Annotated in this window: 20 protein-coding genes; 12 read left to right on the top strand and 8 right to left on the bottom strand. The window is 61.5% G+C overall.

The window, feature by feature from the left end; genetic code table 11:
• Position 1: 1 nt before the first annotated feature.
• From flgF to C5L10_RS23665, 12 genes are read left to right on the top strand one after another with little or no spacing between them, the layout of a single operon-like run.
• Positions 2–739 carry a flagellar basal-body rod protein FlgF gene (gene flgF / locus C5L10_RS23720; protein WP_046628180.1) on the top strand — a complete coding sequence of 246 codons (738 nt, stop codon included), beginning with the start codon at positions 2–4 and terminating at the stop codon, positions 737–739.
• A 22-nt stretch (positions 740–761) separates the two neighbouring features.
• Entirely contained in the window at positions 762–2159 is a 1398-nt protein-coding gene (gene fliI / locus C5L10_RS23715) for a flagellar protein export ATPase FliI (protein ID WP_105431676.1), read from the top strand.
• A 7-nt stretch (positions 2160–2166) separates the two neighbouring features.
• A complete protein-coding gene (locus C5L10_RS23710) occupies positions 2167–2733 on the top strand; it encodes a flagellar protein (RefSeq protein ID WP_105431675.1) in 567 nt (188 codons plus the stop codon).
• Between the two features lie 53 nt (positions 2734–2786).
• On the top strand, positions 2787–3173 hold the full coding sequence (flgB, locus tag C5L10_RS23705) for a flagellar basal body rod protein FlgB (protein ID WP_105404079.1): 387 nt from the start codon (positions 2787–2789) through the stop codon (positions 3171–3173).
• 4 nt (positions 3174–3177) lie between these two features.
• Positions 3178–3597 (top strand): flagellar basal body rod protein FlgC, encoded by a 420-nt coding sequence (gene flgC, locus C5L10_RS23700; RefSeq protein ID WP_105431674.1) that lies wholly within the window; start codon positions 3178–3180, stop codon positions 3595–3597.
• Positions 3594–3932 (top strand): flagellar hook-basal body complex protein FliE, encoded by a 339-nt coding sequence (locus tag C5L10_RS23695; RefSeq protein WP_105431673.1) that lies wholly within the window; start codon positions 3594–3596, stop codon positions 3930–3932. The genes flgC and C5L10_RS23695 overlap by 4 nt, the downstream gene beginning before the upstream one ends.
• A gap of 17 nt (positions 3933–3949) precedes the next feature.
• A complete protein-coding gene (gene flgG, locus C5L10_RS23690) occupies positions 3950–4738 on the top strand; it encodes a flagellar basal-body rod protein FlgG (protein ID WP_037087082.1) in 789 nt (262 codons plus the stop codon).
• Between the two features lie 20 nt (positions 4739–4758).
• Complete coding sequence (gene flgA, locus C5L10_RS23685) at positions 4759–5241, top strand: flagellar basal body P-ring formation chaperone FlgA (protein ID WP_052751612.1); 483 nt, start codon at positions 4759–4761, stop codon at positions 5239–5241.
• On the top strand, positions 5238–6365 hold the full coding sequence (locus tag C5L10_RS23680) for a flagellar basal body P-ring protein FlgI (protein ID WP_105431672.1): 1128 nt from the start codon (positions 5238–5240) through the stop codon (positions 6363–6365). The genes flgA and C5L10_RS23680 overlap by 4 nt, the downstream gene beginning before the upstream one ends.
• Positions 6362–6922, top strand: coding sequence for a MotE family protein (locus C5L10_RS23675; protein ID WP_046664763.1), 561 nt, complete (start codon positions 6362–6364; stop codon positions 6920–6922). Before C5L10_RS23680 ends, C5L10_RS23675 begins: the two co-directional genes overlap by 4 nt.
• Positions 6919–7638 (top strand): flagellar basal body L-ring protein FlgH, encoded by a 720-nt coding sequence (flgH, locus tag C5L10_RS23670; RefSeq protein WP_037087079.1) that lies wholly within the window; start codon positions 6919–6921, stop codon positions 7636–7638. Before C5L10_RS23675 ends, flgH begins: the two co-directional genes overlap by 4 nt.
• Before the next feature lie 42 nt (positions 7639–7680).
• Positions 7681–8199 carry a flagellar basal body-associated FliL family protein gene (locus C5L10_RS23665; protein WP_105431671.1) on the top strand — a complete coding sequence of 173 codons (519 nt, stop codon included), beginning with the start codon at positions 7681–7683 and terminating at the stop codon, positions 8197–8199.
• Between the two features lie 120 nt (positions 8200–8319).
• Here the strand turns inward: C5L10_RS23665 and C5L10_RS23660 are convergent, their stop codons facing one another.
• From C5L10_RS23660 to C5L10_RS23625, 8 genes are all read right to left on the bottom strand, one after another.
• A complete protein-coding gene (locus tag C5L10_RS23660; RefSeq protein WP_105431670.1) occupies positions 8320–9090 on the bottom strand; it encodes a cephalosporin hydroxylase family protein in 771 nt (256 codons plus the stop codon).
• A complete protein-coding gene (locus C5L10_RS23655) occupies positions 9083–10144 on the bottom strand; it encodes a class I SAM-dependent methyltransferase (protein ID WP_105431669.1) in 1062 nt (353 codons plus the stop codon). The genes C5L10_RS23660 and C5L10_RS23655 overlap by 8 nt, the downstream gene beginning before the upstream one ends.
• 4 nt (positions 10145–10148) lie before the next feature.
• Positions 10149–10982, bottom strand: a complete 834-nt coding sequence (locus tag C5L10_RS23650; RefSeq protein WP_105431668.1) for an NAD(P)-dependent oxidoreductase — start codon at positions 10980–10982, stop codon at positions 10149–10151.
• Positions 10979–12202: a class I SAM-dependent methyltransferase gene (locus C5L10_RS23645; RefSeq protein WP_105431667.1), complete on the bottom strand. Its 1224-nt coding sequence runs from the start codon at positions 12200–12202 to the stop codon at positions 10979–10981. Before C5L10_RS23645 ends, C5L10_RS23650 begins: the two co-directional genes overlap by 4 nt.
• On the bottom strand, positions 12199–12759 hold the full coding sequence (locus C5L10_RS23640; protein WP_105431666.1) for a dTDP-4-dehydrorhamnose 3,5-epimerase family protein: 561 nt from the start codon (positions 12757–12759) through the stop codon (positions 12199–12201). Before C5L10_RS23640 ends, C5L10_RS23645 begins: the two co-directional genes overlap by 4 nt.
• Positions 12756–13838 (bottom strand): CDP-glucose 4,6-dehydratase, encoded by a 1083-nt coding sequence (rfbG, locus tag C5L10_RS23635; RefSeq protein WP_105431665.1) that lies wholly within the window; start codon positions 13836–13838, stop codon positions 12756–12758. Before rfbG ends, C5L10_RS23640 begins: the two co-directional genes overlap by 4 nt.
• Positions 13820–14593, bottom strand: coding sequence for a glucose-1-phosphate cytidylyltransferase (gene rfbF / locus C5L10_RS23630; protein ID WP_037087070.1), 774 nt, complete (start codon positions 14591–14593; stop codon positions 13820–13822). The genes rfbG and rfbF overlap by 19 nt, the downstream gene beginning before the upstream one ends.
• A gap of 101 nt (positions 14594–14694) precedes the next feature.
• Positions 14695–15942 carry a glycosyltransferase family 2 protein gene (locus C5L10_RS23625; RefSeq protein ID WP_105404088.1) on the bottom strand — a complete coding sequence of 416 codons (1248 nt, stop codon included), beginning with the start codon at positions 15940–15942 and terminating at the stop codon, positions 14695–14697.
• Between the last annotated feature and the right edge of the window lie 275 nt (positions 15943–16217).

Raw genomic sequence — 16217 nt, 5'->3', positions numbered from 1 at the left:
TATGCAGTCCGGACTTTACGTCGGCATCTCTTCCCAGATCGCGCTCGAGCGTCGCTTGAACACGATCGCCGACAATATGGCCAACATGAACACCGTCGGCTTCCGTTCCACGGAGGTCAAGTTCGACGAGGTCTTGAGCAAGACCCAGAACGATATCGGTGCAAAGGTCGCGTTCGTCACCCAAGGCAACGACTATCTGTCGACCCGGACCGGCGAAATGCAGCGCACGGGCAACCCGCTCGATTTCGCGATCAAGGGCAATGCCTGGTTTGCGATCGATACGCCGGCTGGCCAGGTGCTGACCCGCGACGGCCGTTTCACGATGGATGAGCTCGGCCAGCTCCGTTCGATCCGCGGTTATGCGGTTCTCGATGCCGGTGGTGCCCCGATCCAGCTCAACCGCGACGGCGGCCCTCCGACTGTCGGCTCCGACGGCATCATCCGGCAGAACGAGCAGCCGGTCGCCAGCCTTGGTCTGTTTACCGCTGACGTCACGAAGGGCTTCGTCCGCCACGACAACTCCGGCGTCATCACCGTCGATACCCCGCAGCCGGTGCTCGAGGGCATCGATAACTCCGTCGTTCAGGGTTACCTCGAAGGGGCGAACGTCAACGGCATCCGCGAAATGACCCAGCTGATCCAGGTCAATCGCGCTTTCGAAAGCATCTCGTCGCTGATGCGCGACAGCGAGACCTCGCTGGACGATGCGATCAAGACACTCGGCGGCTCCAACGCTTAAACGATAGGAAAGAGGGCCCACCATGATGGAAGCGGCTATCCTCGATGCAGTCAACGGCGGCAAGCTGGCCCAGCTTGCCGGCCTTTCGGCACGTTATTCCGATCCGGCCTTCTCGGTCGCCCACGGTGGTCATGTCAGGACCATCGCTGCAGGACATTACACCGTCGCGGGCTTGTCGAAACACGTGCGGCTTGGCGAATTCGTCGCCCATCGCAGCGCGACCGGCATCCATCTCGGCGAAGTGGTCCGCGTGGAGCCGGACATCATCTACGTCTGCCCGATCGAACCCGGCGAGCCGATCGGTATCGGCGACACGGTAATCCGCAAGGGCGCCTTCCGTGTCGCGCCGGACAATAGCTGGTGTGGACGCACGATCAATTCGCTCGGAGAACCGATCGACGGCAAGGGTCCGGTCGGGCGCGGTCTTCATCCGCGTTCGATCGCCAATACCGCTCTGCCTTCGATGACGCGCAGCCGCGTCGAAAAGGGTTTCAGGACCGGGGTCAGGGCGATCGATATCTTCTCGCCGCTCTGCCTCGGCCAGCGTCTTGGCATTTTCGCCGGCTCGGGTGTCGGCAAGTCGACGCTTCTCTCGATGCTCGCCAGAGCCGACTCCTTCGACAAGGTGGTGATCGCGCTGGTCGGCGAGCGCGGCCGCGAAGTGCGCGAATTCATCGAGGATACGCTCGGCGAGCACATGTCGAAATCGATCGCCGTCGTTGCGACCAGCGACGAAAGCCCGATGCTGCGCAAGATGGCCCCGCTGGTGGCGATCACCATCGCCGAACATTTCCGCGACCAAGGCGACAACGTCCTATTCATCGCCGACAGCGTCACCCGTTTTGCCCACGCGATCCGCGAAGTCGCCGTTGCGGCCGGCGAACCGCCGATCGCTCGCGGTTATCCGGCGTCGGTCTTCACCGAGCTGCCGCGCCTGCTTGAACGCGCCGGCCCGGGTGTCGAAGGAACGGGTACGATCACCGCGATCATCTCGATCCTCGTCGATGGCGACAACCACAACGACCCGATCGCCGACTCGACCCGCGGCATTCTCGACGGTCACATCGTTCTCGAGCGTTCGCTTGCCGAGGAAGGTCGCTATCCGCCGATCAACCCGCTCTCCTCGATCTCGCGTCTTGCCCGCAAGGCCTGGACCGAGGATCAGGAAAAGCTGGTGTCGCGCCTGAAATCGCTGGTGCACCGCTACGAGGAAACCCGCGACCTGCGCCTGATCGGCGGTTATCGCGCCGGCAGTGATCCGGATCTCGACATGGCGATCAAGCAGGTGCCGGTCATCTATGAAGTCTTGAAGCAGACGCCGGGAGAAAAGCCGGCGCTCGACGCTTATGCGGATCTGGCCAATGCGCTGCGTGCGGCGGCAGGGCAGGGCAATCCGCAGTCGGCCATAGCCAGAAGGTGATTATTCGATGAGCGAAAAGAACAACCAGGAAGCGGCAGCTCAATCGGAAGAGGCTCGCTCGCGATTGGGCGACAAGATCCTGGTCGCGACGGGCATCACGCTCGCCGCAGCCTCCGCCTTCTTTCCCTGGTACGTCTTCCTGAATGCCGACAAGTTCGGCATCCGGACGGAAGCGCTCGGCCGCACGCGCGATCTGCCACCGGGCGCCGCCCGCTCGGTCGTTACCGTGTCGCCTCTCGCCATGACCGACAGTACCAAGGACGATTGGCCGAAGCCTGTCGAGCCGATGGACGCGTTGACCACGGCCACCACGTCGTCCCTCGGCGAAATGCGCAAGGACGGCAATCTGCAGGAAGAGCAGCCCTTTCCGGGCCGCGGCAATTTCCGGCTGCTTCATGTCGCCAACGGCCGCGCGCTCATCGAGGACGGCTCCGGCATGTACATGGTCCGGGTCGGCTCGGTTCTGCCCGACAACAGCAAGCTCGCCACGCTCGAACAACGTGGCGGCAAGTGGGTGATCATTACTTCCAGCGGAGAAGTTTATCAGGACACGGGCGGGAACGCTCGCCCGTAAGTCCGACGCAAGGTTACTGGCATAGTTTCCGGACAGAAGATGGAGACAAGCCTATGCAACCGATTCAATTGTTCGAAATGGCATCCCGTCAGGCCGATTGGCTTTCGGTGCGCCAGGAAGTTGTTGCGGGCAACATCGCGAATGCCAACACGCCGAAGTTCAAGGCGAAGGACATCACGCCTTTTGATTCGGTGCTGGACCGCACGCATGTTCCGATGGCCCGCACCAATCCGGGTCATTTCGCCAGCAACGACCTCAGCGATGAGATCGACATCAAGGCATCGGAACTGAACGAGGAAATCGGCGTCCAGGAATCCGGAAATACCGTCTCGCTGGCCGATGAGCTGACGAAGACGGGTGAAATCAAACGCCAATACGAATTGAGCACAGGACTAGTGAAATCGTTTCACAGCATGATGCTGACGTTAGTTAAGAGGTAAGCAAATGGATCCGCTTTCAGCCTCCCTGAAGATCGCTGGATCGGGAATGGAGGCGCAGTCGACACGTCTGCGCATCGTTTCCGAAAACATCGCCAACGCCCGCTCCACCGGCGACACGCCCGGTGCCGACCCTTACCGCCGCAAGACGATCACCTTCGGCTCGGAGTTGGACAAGGCAAGCGGCGTGGACGTGGTCGAGATCAAGAAGCTCGGCAACGACAGCTCCAAGTTCATCGAGGAATATGATCCGGACCACCCGGCCGCCGATGCCAAGGGCATGGTCAAGCTGCCCAACGTCAACATGCTGATCGAGATGGGCGACATGCGCGAAGCCAATCGTTCCTATGACGCAAACATCCAGACCATCAAGCAGACGCGCGAACTGATCGCAGCGACGATTGACCTTCTGAAGGCCGGACAATGATCGACAAGATTCAAAACCTTAGCTCTCTCTCGCTGACCAACGGCCTCGACGAGGTCGGTTCCGCAAGCAGCTCCACGCTCGCCGGCGGCATCGCGACGACGCCCGGCCAGAATACCGGCATGGATTTCGGCAGCATCATGGCCAACATGGCGACGGACACGGTGAACAGCCTGAAGGGCGCGGAATCGATGTCCTTCAAGGCCATCCAGGGCAAGGCCAATACCCGTGAAGTCGTAGATGCGGTTCTTGAAGCGCAGCAGTCGCTCCAGACCGCCATGGCGCTGCGCGACAAGATCGTCTCCGCCTATCTCGAAGTCACGAAAATGCAGATCTAGAGTTTGAGGACGAAGACATGAGAGCGCTTTCCGTCGCAGCAACGGGCATGGATGCCCAACAGACCAATCTCGAAGTCATCGCGAACAATATCGCGAACATCAACACGACCGGTTACAAGCGCGCCCGCGCCGAGTTTTCCGATCTTCTCTATCAAAGCGAGCGCGCCCAGGGCGTGCCGAACCGCGCCAACCAGGCGATCGTGCCGGAAGGCGCGAACATCGGTCTCGGCGTGCAGACCTCGGCTGTCCGCAACATCCACACCCAGGGTGAACTGACCCACACCGAGAACGATCTCGACGTGGCGATCGTCGGCCGCGGCTGGTATCAGATCCAGACCCCGGACGGCCAGACGCTCTACAGCCGTGCCGGCGCCTTCAACAAGAACGCCGACGGCCAGCTGGTCACGATCGACGGTTATGCGGTCGTGCCGAACATCACTTTCCCGGCAGACGTCAGCGAAACCAAGATCACCCGTACGGGTCAGGTCATGGTCCGCATCGGCAATTCCCCGGATTTCACCGAGATCGGCCAGCTCACCACCGCCAACTTCGTCAACGAGGCCGGCCTTCAGCCGCTCGGCGACAACCTGTTTGCGCAGACCGCCGCATCCGGCGAACCGATCGTTGCCGCACCGGAAGATCCGGGCTTCGGTTACCTGAAGCAGGGTTATCTGGAGAGTTCGAACGTCGATGCCGTCCGGGAGATCACCGATCTGATCTCCGCGCAGCGCGCCTACGAAATGAACTCCAAGGTCATCACCACCGCCGATGAGATGGCTACGATCGTCAGCAAGAACCTGAAATAATAACCAGGAGACGGGCAGACATGAAGTTTCGCCGGAAAAATGCGATTGGCGCCAGGCTTGGCTTGCGGCTCCTGACAGCTCTTCTTGCCGCAACCGGCTCGCCGGTCCTCGCCGGTATGGGGACGGCCGTTGTGCCGGTCCAGACCATTTATCCCGGCGAAGAGATCACCGAGGGCAGGGTCGAGGAGGTGCAGGTCACCAATCCGAATCTGGGCGGCGACTATGCCCGCAGGACCGAGGAGGTCGTGGGCATGGTGGCAAAGCGCACGCTGCTGGCTGGGCGCACCGTTCCGGTTTCGGCACTTCGCGAAGCCTTCGCGGTCACTCGCGGCAAGTCGGTCCGCCTGACCTTCACCATTGGCGCCATGACGATTTCGGCCTCCGGCGCGCCGCTTGAGAACGCGGCTGTCGGGGATGTCATTCGTGTGCGCAACATCGATTCGGGTGTCACGGTCAGCGGTACCGTCATGGCCGATGGGACGATCCAGGTGATGGCGAAATGAGAACCCGTCTCTTCCTCACGCTTGCCGTGATCGGCTCCCTCCTGGGCGGCGCCCCGGCGTCCGCCGACGGTCCCTATGTCGTCACCGCCCGTATCAAGGACATCGCATCCCTGCAGGCCGGCCGCGACAACCAGCTGATCGGCTACGGCCTCGTCGTCGGTCTTCAGGGCTCGGGCGACAGCCTGCGCTCGTCTCCCTTCACCGACCAGTCGATGAAGGCGATGCTGCAGAACCTCGGCATTTCGACCCAGGGCAGCCAGTCCAACGCCAAGAACGTCGCGGCCGTCATGGTCACGGCCAACCTGCCTCCCTTTGCAAGCCCCGGCAGCCGCATCGACGTCACGGTCAGCTCGCTCGGCGACGCGACCTCTCTGCGCGGCGGCACGCTGGTCATGACATCGCTTTCCGGCGCCGACGGCCAGATCTATGCCGTGGCCCAGGGGGCGCTGGTCGTGTCCGGCTTCTCGGCTCAGGGCCAGGCGGCCACATTGACCGAAGGTGTGACGACGGCAGGCCGCGTCCCGAACGGCGCGATCGTCGAGCGCGAATTGCCGTCGAAGTTCAAGGACTCGGTGAACCTCGTCCTGCAGCTCCGCAACCCGGATTTCTCGACGGCGGTGCGCGTCTCCGACATCGTCAACAGCTTCGCGGCCCGCCGGTACGGCGGTCCGATCGCAGAACCGCGCGACAGCCAGGAAGTGATCGTTCAAAAGCCAAAGTCCGCCGACCTGACGCGGCTGATGGCCGAGATCGAGAACCTCGTGGTCGAAACCGATACGCCGGCCAAGGTCGTCGTCAATGAACGAACCGGCACGATCGTCATCGGCGCGGATGTGAAGATCTCGCGCGTTGCCGTGAGCTACGGGACGCTGACGGTGCAGGTCACGGAGACCCCGCAGGTGATCCAGCCCGAACCTTTCTCGCGTGGCGAGACGGCGGTTCAGCCCCAGACGGATATCATGGCGATGAAGGACGGCGGCCAGGTCGCGCTCCTCAACGGTCCGGATCTGCGGACCTTGGTCGCCGGTCTCAACAGCATCGGCGTCAAGCCGGACGGCATTATCGCCATCCTGCAAGGCATCAAGTCCGCCGGCGCCCTTCAAGCGGAGCTCGTCCTGCAATGACCGAGACGCTATTCACCATTTCCGTATCCAAGACGCTGGCGCGCCGCGTCCTCGCCGCTGCCGCTGTCCTGATGCTGGTTTCCCAGGTCGGAGCACAGCAGCCGGCGCCGGTCACCGAAGCGTCGACCAGCGACGAGATCCAGAAATTCTGCACCAACATCGCCGACGCCGCGCGCGATCAGCGTTATCTCCTGCAGAAGCAGGAGCTTGAAAAGCTGCAGGCCGAGGTCGACGACCGCATCAAGGCACTCCAGGATCGTACCGCCGAATACCAGGACTGGCTGAAGCGCCGCAACGACTTCCTGGCGCGGGCCCAGGCCGGCCTGGTCGACATCTTCAAGACCATGAAACCGGATGCGGCAGCGCCGCAGCTCGGAGAAATGAACATGGAGGTCGCAGCCGCGATCATCATGCAGCTTCCGGCCCGCCAGTCGGCCCTTTTCCTCGCGGAAATGGACCCGCAGAAGGCGGGCATGATCTCCACGATCATCTCAAGCGCTTCCGACCCCAACACGTCGAAAGCACGCGCTCCCAATGTTCCGAAAGTGCCCTCATGACGAAACGCATTCCCGCCATCATGGCCGTTCTGTTCCTGGCTGGTTGTTCGAGCCAGACGATCAAGGAGATCGGCAATGCGCCGGCCATGAGCCCGATCGGCAGCGGCCTGCAATATGCGCAGGCGCCGCAGATGTCGTCCTATCCGAAGCAGCCGCGGCAGATGGCCAGCGGCTATTCGCTCTGGAGCGACAATCAGGCTGCGCTTTTCAAGGATTCGCGCGCTTTGAATGTCGGCGACATCCTGACGGTCGATATCAAGATCAACGACAAGGCATCCTTCGACAACGAGACGGAACGCAATCGCACGAATTCGACCAGCCTGACCTGGGGTGCCAACCTCAGCAACCTGTTCGGCTGGACTCCGAAAGCGGGTACGACCGGCGATCTCGGTACCGATTCGAGCACGGATTCGCAGGGCAAGGGAACGACCAAGCGTGCCGAAAGCCTGAAGCTGCTCGTGGCTGCCGTCGTGACCGGCATTCTCGAAAACGGCAATCTCCTGATCAGCGGATCGCAGGAAGTGCGCGTCAACCACGAAATCCGCATTCTGAACGTTGCCGGTATCGTCCGGCCGCAGGATGTCGATTCCACCAATATGATCTCCTATGACAAGATCGCCGAGGCCCGCATCTCCTACGGTGGCCGCGGCCGCCTGACGGAAGTCCAGCAGCCGCCGGTCGGTCAGCAGGTCGTCGATATGTTCTCGCCCTTCTGATGGACCTGGGCGAAGATCTCTTGATGTGAAGGTTTGAAGACCATGGCGGATGAAGCACAGGCGGCCGACGCTAAGAAAAAGAAGAACGGCACCATCATGGTCATCGCGGGCGTCGCGATCCTGACCGTGATCGGCGCCGGTGGCGGCTGGGTCGTCGGCGGCATGATCGCGCCGAAGGATCCGAACGCCGCGCAGAAGCACGAGACGGCGGCAGCCGGCGGCGAACACGGCAAGGCCGGCGAGAAGGAAGAGGGGCTTCCCCATATTTCCACCGCGGCCAACGGCGTCGTTCTCCTCGAGCCGATCACCACCAATCTCGCCTATCCATCCGAAAACTGGATCCGGCTCGAAGTCGCGCTTGCGTTCACGGGCCCGCCGGAACTGGCACTCGCGGAAAATATCCACCAGGATATCCTCGCTTATATGCGCACCGTTTCGCTGCAGCAGATCGAGGGTCCGCGGGGCTTCCAGTATCTCAAGGACGATATCAAGGAACGCGTCGATCTTCGCTCGCAGGGCAAGGTCGCCAAGGTGATGTTCCGCTCCTTCGTGATCGAGTAGCGGCGGGGTTCAAAGACAATGCACGAAAAAAGCGGCCCAAATGGCCGCTTTTTTGTTTGCTCGGATCTCTGTCCAGTCGCGACCCGCCTTCCGGTTTTGCCGGCAGGCGGGGCTGTTCGTTCAGCGCAGGCGCTTCAGGAAGCCGTCCGGGGCGACGGTGATCAGCAGCTTGTTCTCGACCGACTTGTCGATCTCGAATTCCGGATGGGTCTTCAGATATTCGAAGACGGCCGTTTTCGGATTGTCGCCCGGTCCCCACGGACGATCGCCGGCCAGTTCCTTCGGCAGATCCTCGACGACGGTGTCGAAGACGACGCAATAGCTGCCGACGCTGGTGAGCGGGGCATAGAGCTTGAGTTCCTCGAGAACGTGCTCGTGCGTGTGGTTGCTGTCGAGGCTGATCAGGATACGCGAATAACCGGCAGCGACCTTGCGGACCTGGTCCATGATCTCGGGCGCGATGCTGGAGCCCTGGATCATTTCGATCCGCGACGCCATCGGATGGGCTTCGATCGCAGCTTTGTTATGGGGGCGGATGTCGATGTCGATGCCGAGAACCTTGCGCTTCGGCTTGGCCGGATCGACGACCTCGCCCTTTTCCGCGGCTTCCGACAGTTCCAGCAAGGCCAGCATCGAGGCGCTGAGGATAAGGGAGCCGCCGTGGGCGATGCCGGTTTCGATGATCAGGTCGGGCTTTACCGTCCAGATCAGCTCCTGCATGGCGACCATGTCCTGCGGATACTGGATGATCGGTCGGCCGAGCCAGAAATAGTTGTAGGAATATTGCGAGGCGATCGACGTGCGCATGAACTGCGCGGCGCTGTCGTTCAGCTCCTTGTTTCCAGGGACAGCCGCGACGCGGGCTTCAACTTCCTTGGTGAAATCACTCATTGTCGATCCCCACATAGGTGTAAGCGTTGTGAGACAGCATTCGAATTTCCTCGAGATAATTGGAGTTCATGACGTAGATGGTCGAGCCGTGGGGAAGTTTCGCCAGTGCGTGCTCCGGCGATTGCACCATCAGGCCGGTTGCCGGCAGGAATTTGCCCTGCTTGGCGGGATTGATGTCGATGACCATGTCGACCGGCTGCCCCTGGCGGGATTTCAGCAAGGAGAAAGTCACGCCTTTGGATGCGCCACCCCAGATCGCCGAACTGTCGCCGGCGGCAATTCGGTCGCCCAGCGTGCGGGTGAAGTCGGCGGGAAACGCGACGCGATCGGTTTCTTCACGCACCGGCGGCCGCAACGAGTCCAGCTCGGCCACCACATAAAGGTACTGTCCGCCGAAAACCCGACCGCTTTCGATGACATTGCCGAAGATCCGATGAAAATCGGACAGGCGGAAATAATTGACGTGCTCGTAGAACACGTCGAACCAGGCGCGATGTCCCATGATCCAGTCGAAGCAGGGCACTTCGATATAGATGCGGCCCTTGCCGCCGTTCGCCTTGCAGAGCTCGACGAGAAAATCATATGGGTCCTGGATATGCTCCAGCACGTGGCGAAGGATCAACCCCTCGCCTTGGACGTCGACGCCGGCCTCGAAATAATGCCGCTTCACGCGCGGGTTCGTGCCCTCGTAGGTAGGGTCGAAGCCGGTGAGGTCGAAACCTTTTTCAAGCAGCATTTCGAGGAAGAGGCCCTTGCCGCAGCCGACCTCGACCAGGTTCTCACGGCCCATCGTTCGCTCGACGATGCCAGCCACCATTTCCAGATGCTGGTGGAAGTGCCGGCTGACACCCTGTTCGTTATTGTAATTGCCGTCGTAGTCCATGAGCTTCGGGTCGAACGCATCGTTGTAGACGAGGCCCGTCTTCATGTCCTGCACCAGGCGGATATCGCCCTTGGCGCAGCCTTTGGCTTCCGCTGCCGTGGGATAAACGCGGTTCTGGAAGGTCGGCAACTGCGGCTGTTCGTAAAGCAGCAGGGTATCTTTCGTCGTCATGTCATCACCTCGTTAATCCCACAACGCAGGGAGGATCCACCAGATTGTCGGGACGGACGCCGAATCGCAGGAGATCGCGGCGACCATACTCGTCGGCCAACCGCTCGGCTATCTGCCGCACCGTGACCGGAATTCCGGAACAGATATTGGTGGCTCCCGTTCTGTCGCCAAGTCCGATATCGGCGATCTGCCTTCCTGCTTCCCGAACGTCCAGGAAGTCGCGAATCTGGTTGCCGCTGGTCAAATCCACCGGTTTGCCGGCGGCGAGCTGTGCGCGAAGGTAGGGAAACAGCCGTCGCTCGTCCTCGCCCTCGCCGAAAAGATAAAAGAGCCGGCACCAGGCAAAGCTGATCCGGTGCAGCGGCAGCCACTGCGACAGGGCCATAAACACCGCAGCCTTGGCGCCGGCATAGGGGCTGATCGGGCGAAGCGGCGTGTCGGTGGCGAGCATGCCCGCCGAGAGGTCGTATTCGAAACATGTGCCCACGCCAACGAACCGTTTGACGCCGGCAAGCGCTGCACCCTGCGCCATCCGCAACGTGCCTTCGAGGCAGACGATGTTTTCCGGCGACTGCAGATATTTGCCGGGTTCGGCATACCACGCGACATGTGCGACCGTATCGACGCCTTCGAGCGTTTTGGCCCACCAGTCGACCGGCTCGCGGAACAGGTCCGGCGTCCGCACGATGCTCTCGACAGCCGAGAGATCGCCAAGCCGGCTTTCCGCCGATCCTTCGCGTAAAATCACCCGGACGCGCGCACCGGATTCGGTCAGCGCCCGCAACACCTGCCGGCCGACAAAACCTGTTCCCCCGGTGAGCAGGACGAGTGGCGTCATATGATCTTCAATTCCGGCACGGCAGTTACGAACCTGGTGCCCTGATCGGCAAGCGAAGCCAGCTGCTGGCAGACCTCGGTCGCGATGTTCCAGGGCAGGATCATCACATAGTCCGGCCGGCGCGCGACGATCTCGTCCGGATGCAGGATGGGGATATGGCTGCCCGGCATGAACTTGTTCTGCTTGGCGGCTGCGGCATCGCAGACATAGGGCAGCAGGTCCGGCTTGACGCCGGCAAAATTCAGAAGCGTGTTGCCCTTGGCCGCGGCGCCATAGGCCGCCACCGTCTTGCCCTCGCGCTTTGCGTCCAGCAGGAAGGCGAGCGCATCGTTCTTGACCTTTTCGGCCTTGGCCTGGAAGTCGGCATAGATCGCCGGCGTCTGAAGGCCGCGGCGCTGTTCTTCGCCGAGCAGCGCGGTAACGGCTTCGGTCGTCTGCCGCGAATCGCCTTGATGGCAGCCATAGACGCGCAGGCTGCCGCCATGGGTCGGCAATTCCTCGACGTCGAAGACGCGCAAGCCCGCCGCTTCGAAGATTTTCCCGACCGTGAAGAGGGAGAGATAGGAGAAGTGCTCGTGATAGACCGTATCGAACTGGTTGTGTTCGATGAGCCGCATCACATGCGGAAATTCGAGCGTCACCGAGCCGCCGGCCTTCAGCACCGCCTTCAGGCCGCGCGTGAAATCGTTGATATCGGGCACATGGGCATAGACATTGTTGCCGAGTATGAGATCGGCAGCCTTGCCTTCGCCGGCCAAGGTCTTGCCGAGCGCTTCTCCAAAGAACTCCCGGCGGACCGGAATGCCGAGCGCCTCGGCGGCTTCGGCGGTGCTCGCCGTCGGCTCGACGCCGAGGCAGGGAATGCCGGCCTTGACGAAATTCTTCAGGAGATAACCGTCGTTCGAGGCGACCTCGATGACCATGCTGTCCCGGCCGAGGCCGAGACGGGAGGTGATCATCTCGACATAACGGGCTGCATGGGCGAGCCAGCTCGTCGATGCGCTGGAGAAATACGCATATTCGGCACTGAAGAGCGATTCGGCCGAGGCATAGTCCTCGGTCTGAACCAGCCAGCATTCTTCGCAGACCTGCAGCCTCAAGGGAAAATAGACTTCCGGCCTGGAGAGGTCCTCGGCCGTCAGATACGCATTGGACGGCGGCGCGAAGCCGAGGTCCAGGAAATCGCAGCGGAGTGCGGTACCGCAGTGGCGGCAGTTCATGGCGTCAGTCCCGTGAATTGTGATGTCAGGAAGGAATGACCGCGATCCCGATCCGACATTTCGGTGAGCTCCAGCGGCCAGCTTATGTTGAGAACCGAATCCTGCGCGTTCAGCGCACCTTCCGAACCGGATGCGTAGGGCATCGAATGGAAATAGAGGAGTTCGCAGTCGTCGGTCAGCGCCTGGAAGCCATGCGCGAACCCTTCCGGGATCAGCAGCGAGCGGCGGTTCTCCGCGGAAAGCTCCTGGGCATGCCACTTCAGGAAGGTCGGGGAACCGGATCTGAGATCCACCGCGACATCGAAGACCGCGCCGCGCAGGCAATTGACCAGTTTCATCTCCGCATGCGGCGGATGCTGGAAATGCATGCCCCGCACGGTGCCTTGCCGCGCCGTCATCGTCAGGTTGATCTGGGCGATCGGCTTTGCCCAGCCTGCCGGTGCCAGCTCGTCGGCACAGAACATGCGCGACAGGAAGCCGCGCGGATCACCGAGGTTCTGGCGTTCGACGAGCTTCAGGCCGGCAAGCGGCAGATCGGTGACGGTGAAGCGGCTCAACGGCGTGCCTCGTATTCGGCGATCTCGGCTTCGCAAAGGGCGCGTGCGTCGGCGCCGTCATTCTGCGCACGATACCATTTCATCGTCCGGTCGACAGCCTCCGCCAGCGACCAGCGCGGTTCGATGTCGAGCATATGCCGCGCCTTGGCCGTTTCCAAGGCAAGCCAGCCCGCTTCGTGCGGTCCTTCGCTGCCGTCGCCATATTGCACTTCGCCGCGGCCGAAGGAGGCGCGGGCGATGTCGATCACCTGACGCACCGGCGCGGCCTCGTGGCTGATCGGGCCGAAATTGAAGGCGTCCCCAATCGCGGGATCGCTCCACAGCCGTTCGGCAAGCACGAGATAGGCCGAGAGCGGTTCGAGTACGTGCTGCCAGGGGCGCTTTGCCTCCGGCCGCCGGACACTGAGGGTATTGCCGGACTGCCAGGCGCGCACCGCATCCGGCAGCAGACGGTCGGCCGACCAGTCGCCGCCGCCGATCACATTGCCGGCCCGGGCGCTGGCGACCGCCACGCCTTTTTCGCGCAGAAACGAATCGCGATAGCTCGCAATGACGATCTCGGACGCCGCTTTGCTGGCGCTGTAGGGATCATGCCCGCCGAGATGGTCCGTCTCCCGGTAAGGGAAGGCATGTTCGAGATTGCGGTAGACCTTGTCGGTGGTGATCGCGACGATCACGCGCGCCGACGGAACCGAACGGACCGCCTCGAGCAGGTTGGCCGTTCCGAGCACGTTGGTCGCAAATGTGCCGATCGGATCCTGGTAGCTCGGGCGCACCAGGGCCTGGGCGCCGAGATGCATCACGATCTCGGGCGAGGCGGAGCGCACCAGTTCGGCAAGCCTGGCCGCGTCGCGGATATCCTGGAAATGGCTTTCTTTGAGGTCAGGCCGCGCAAGCGCAAAAAGGCTGGGCTGCGTTTCGGGCGGCAGGGCAATGCCTGTGACCTCGGCGCCGAGGCGTCCGAGCCAGATGGAAAGCCACGCTCCCTTGAAGCCGGTATGCCCTGTCAGAACAACGCGTTTACCCGCCCAGAAACTGCGGTCCGGACGAGCCCCGCCGCTCACGGCCAGATTTTCCATGGCGCTTTTCCGGAGGCCCAGAGGTCTTCGAGAAGGTTCTTTTCCCGCAGCGTGTCCATCGGCTGCCAGAAACCTTCGTGCTCGTAGGCCATCAATTCGCCCATCGTGGCAAGGTTCGCCATCGGCGCAGACTCCCACGGAATGTTGTCGCCCTCGATGAGATCGATGCATTTCGGCGAAAGCACGAAGAAACCGCCATTGATCATCCCGCCGTCGCCGCGCGGTTTTTCCACGAAGCCGGTGACCTGGTTGCCGGAACGTTCGAGCGCACCGTAGCGACCGGGCGGATGCACCGCGGTAACCGTCGCATTCCTGCCGTGCGACCGATGGAACTTGACGAGTTCGGTGATATTCACGTCGCTCAAGCCGTCGCCATAGGTGAAGCAGAAGCTCTCCTCGTTGCGCAGATATTCGGAGACGCGTTTCAGGCGACCGCCGGTCATCGTCGCTTCGCCGGTATCGATCAGCGTGACTTTCCAAGGCTCCGCGCTGCGGCGATGAACCTGCTTTTCGTTATAGGCCATGTCGAAGGTGACATCCGACATGTGCAGGAAGTAGTTCGCGAAATACTCCTTGATGACGTAGCCCTTGTATCCGCAGCAGATGATGAACTCGTTCACGCCATGGGCGGAGTAGAGCTTCATGATGTGCCAGAGGATCGGCCGCCCGCCGATTTCGATCATCGGCTTGGGCTTGAGATGCGTCTCCTCAGAGATGCGGGTTCCCAACCCACCGGCGAGAATTACAGCTTTCAATTCCGTCTCTCCGTAACTGACGGCCTATCCGTTGAACGACGACCGTCAGCAAACCATGCAAATGGGGCTTCTCCGGCGATCGGGCTAAACGCCTTCGTGCGTTAAAGCAAAATGGTCCTGATCAGATCGTCTTGGGCGAACACGAGGTTGGGCAGATAACCCATCTCAACGAAACGGGCCCGCTCTTCCGGTAGATGCACCAGGATCGCTGTGTTCTCGAGTTGCGCGGGTGTGGGTTCCACCGGCTCGTCGATGATCTCCAGTCGCGAAGGCAACCTTACCCTTTGGAGTCGTTCCTTGAGGGTTACGATGTCCGGATATCCGGAGATGACGAGGTTCTCGATGCCCGCGGTCACCCCCAACTGCCAGGAAAGGGTCTGCAGCGCCGTTGCGAGCAATCCGCCTTCCTTGAAGGACATGACTTCCGGATGCTCGTCGAAGCCTCCGAAGACCATTCTCGTATAGACCTCGTACGCCTTGACGTATTCGCGCATGCCGACAAGCAGTCGCATCGAGACGGCCATTCGCTGCAGCGTGAAGTTTCTGCAGAGATGCTCCTGGGTCGCGCGTTCGTCGGGTGAGGTACCGACCTTGCCGCGTTTGGATGCGAAGTAGAGGAAGTATTCCAGGCCGCCGCGGTACTGGTCCCATCCGGTTGCCGCGATCTGAGCGCCCCCCTGGACGCGATCGCGTTCGACGTTGGATGCGATGACCTGGCGATAGAAGGGCGTCCTGCGGAAGGCGATGTCGCCCTGGTCCAGGAAGTGGGCAAGCATGGGGAAGGGGTAGAAGCAGATATCCCTGGGAACCCATGAGGACCGGAAAGCGCTAGCGCGGTAGATGCCGATTTCAGGGAAGATGTGGCCCCGGAACATATAGTTGAAAACTTCGGCGAAGCTTTTCTGCGGAAAAACCTTGTCTTCGTTGACCGTGTAGAACAGTCCGCCTTCGACCTCGTTGATGCCGTCATACATCGCCCACGGCGCATGGCAGACCGTGATATTCGGATTTTCGTCGAGGTAAGCGACGATATTGGCGACTTCCTGTGGGATCAGGCGATCGTCGTCGGCGAGGTAGAGGAGGTATTCGCCGCGTCCCAGCCGCAGGGAACTGCTCATGTTGGGAATCATCCCCACATTCTCTGCGCCCCTGACGTAGCGGATCGGCATTCCCCGCTCGATGAATTCCTTGGCGACCGCGCCGGTATTGTCCGTCGAGGCGTTGTCGGAGATGACGATTTCATAGGGGAAATCGAAGCGGAAATCGCGATGGCACCGTTCCAGGCAATCGTGCAGGTGTTTCTCACGGTTGTAGGTGGGGATGCATATGCTGAGTTTGATGGAAGACACCGAATTTCCTCGACCTGATTTGTTCGAAAACGCAGCGGGTTCACCACAAGCAAGGGACGCTCAGCGGCAGGGTTCCGAGGCGCTTCCGATCGACGTCAGAGCCAGCATGGGGCTTATCCAGGCTCTGTACGTCCATTAGCTATTCCTGGATTGAGGCTATGCGACCAGACTTGCGCCAAGCTGAATGATGGTCGCCTAGGCAGCCCAAGCATCGTGGTTCGGCCAGGGCGGTCTCCTTTCTGTGTACGAGTCCCCGCACGCGGCCCACAGGTGTT

Origin of the sequence: Neorhizobium sp. T6_25 (assembly GCF_002968555.1) — a bacterium.
In the GTDB taxonomy this organism is placed as follows: Bacteria; Pseudomonadota; Alphaproteobacteria; order Rhizobiales; family Rhizobiaceae; genus Neorhizobium.
The sequence above is the reverse complement of the archived record's forward strand: the minus strand, read 5'-3'. Positions and strand labels throughout refer to the sequence as shown.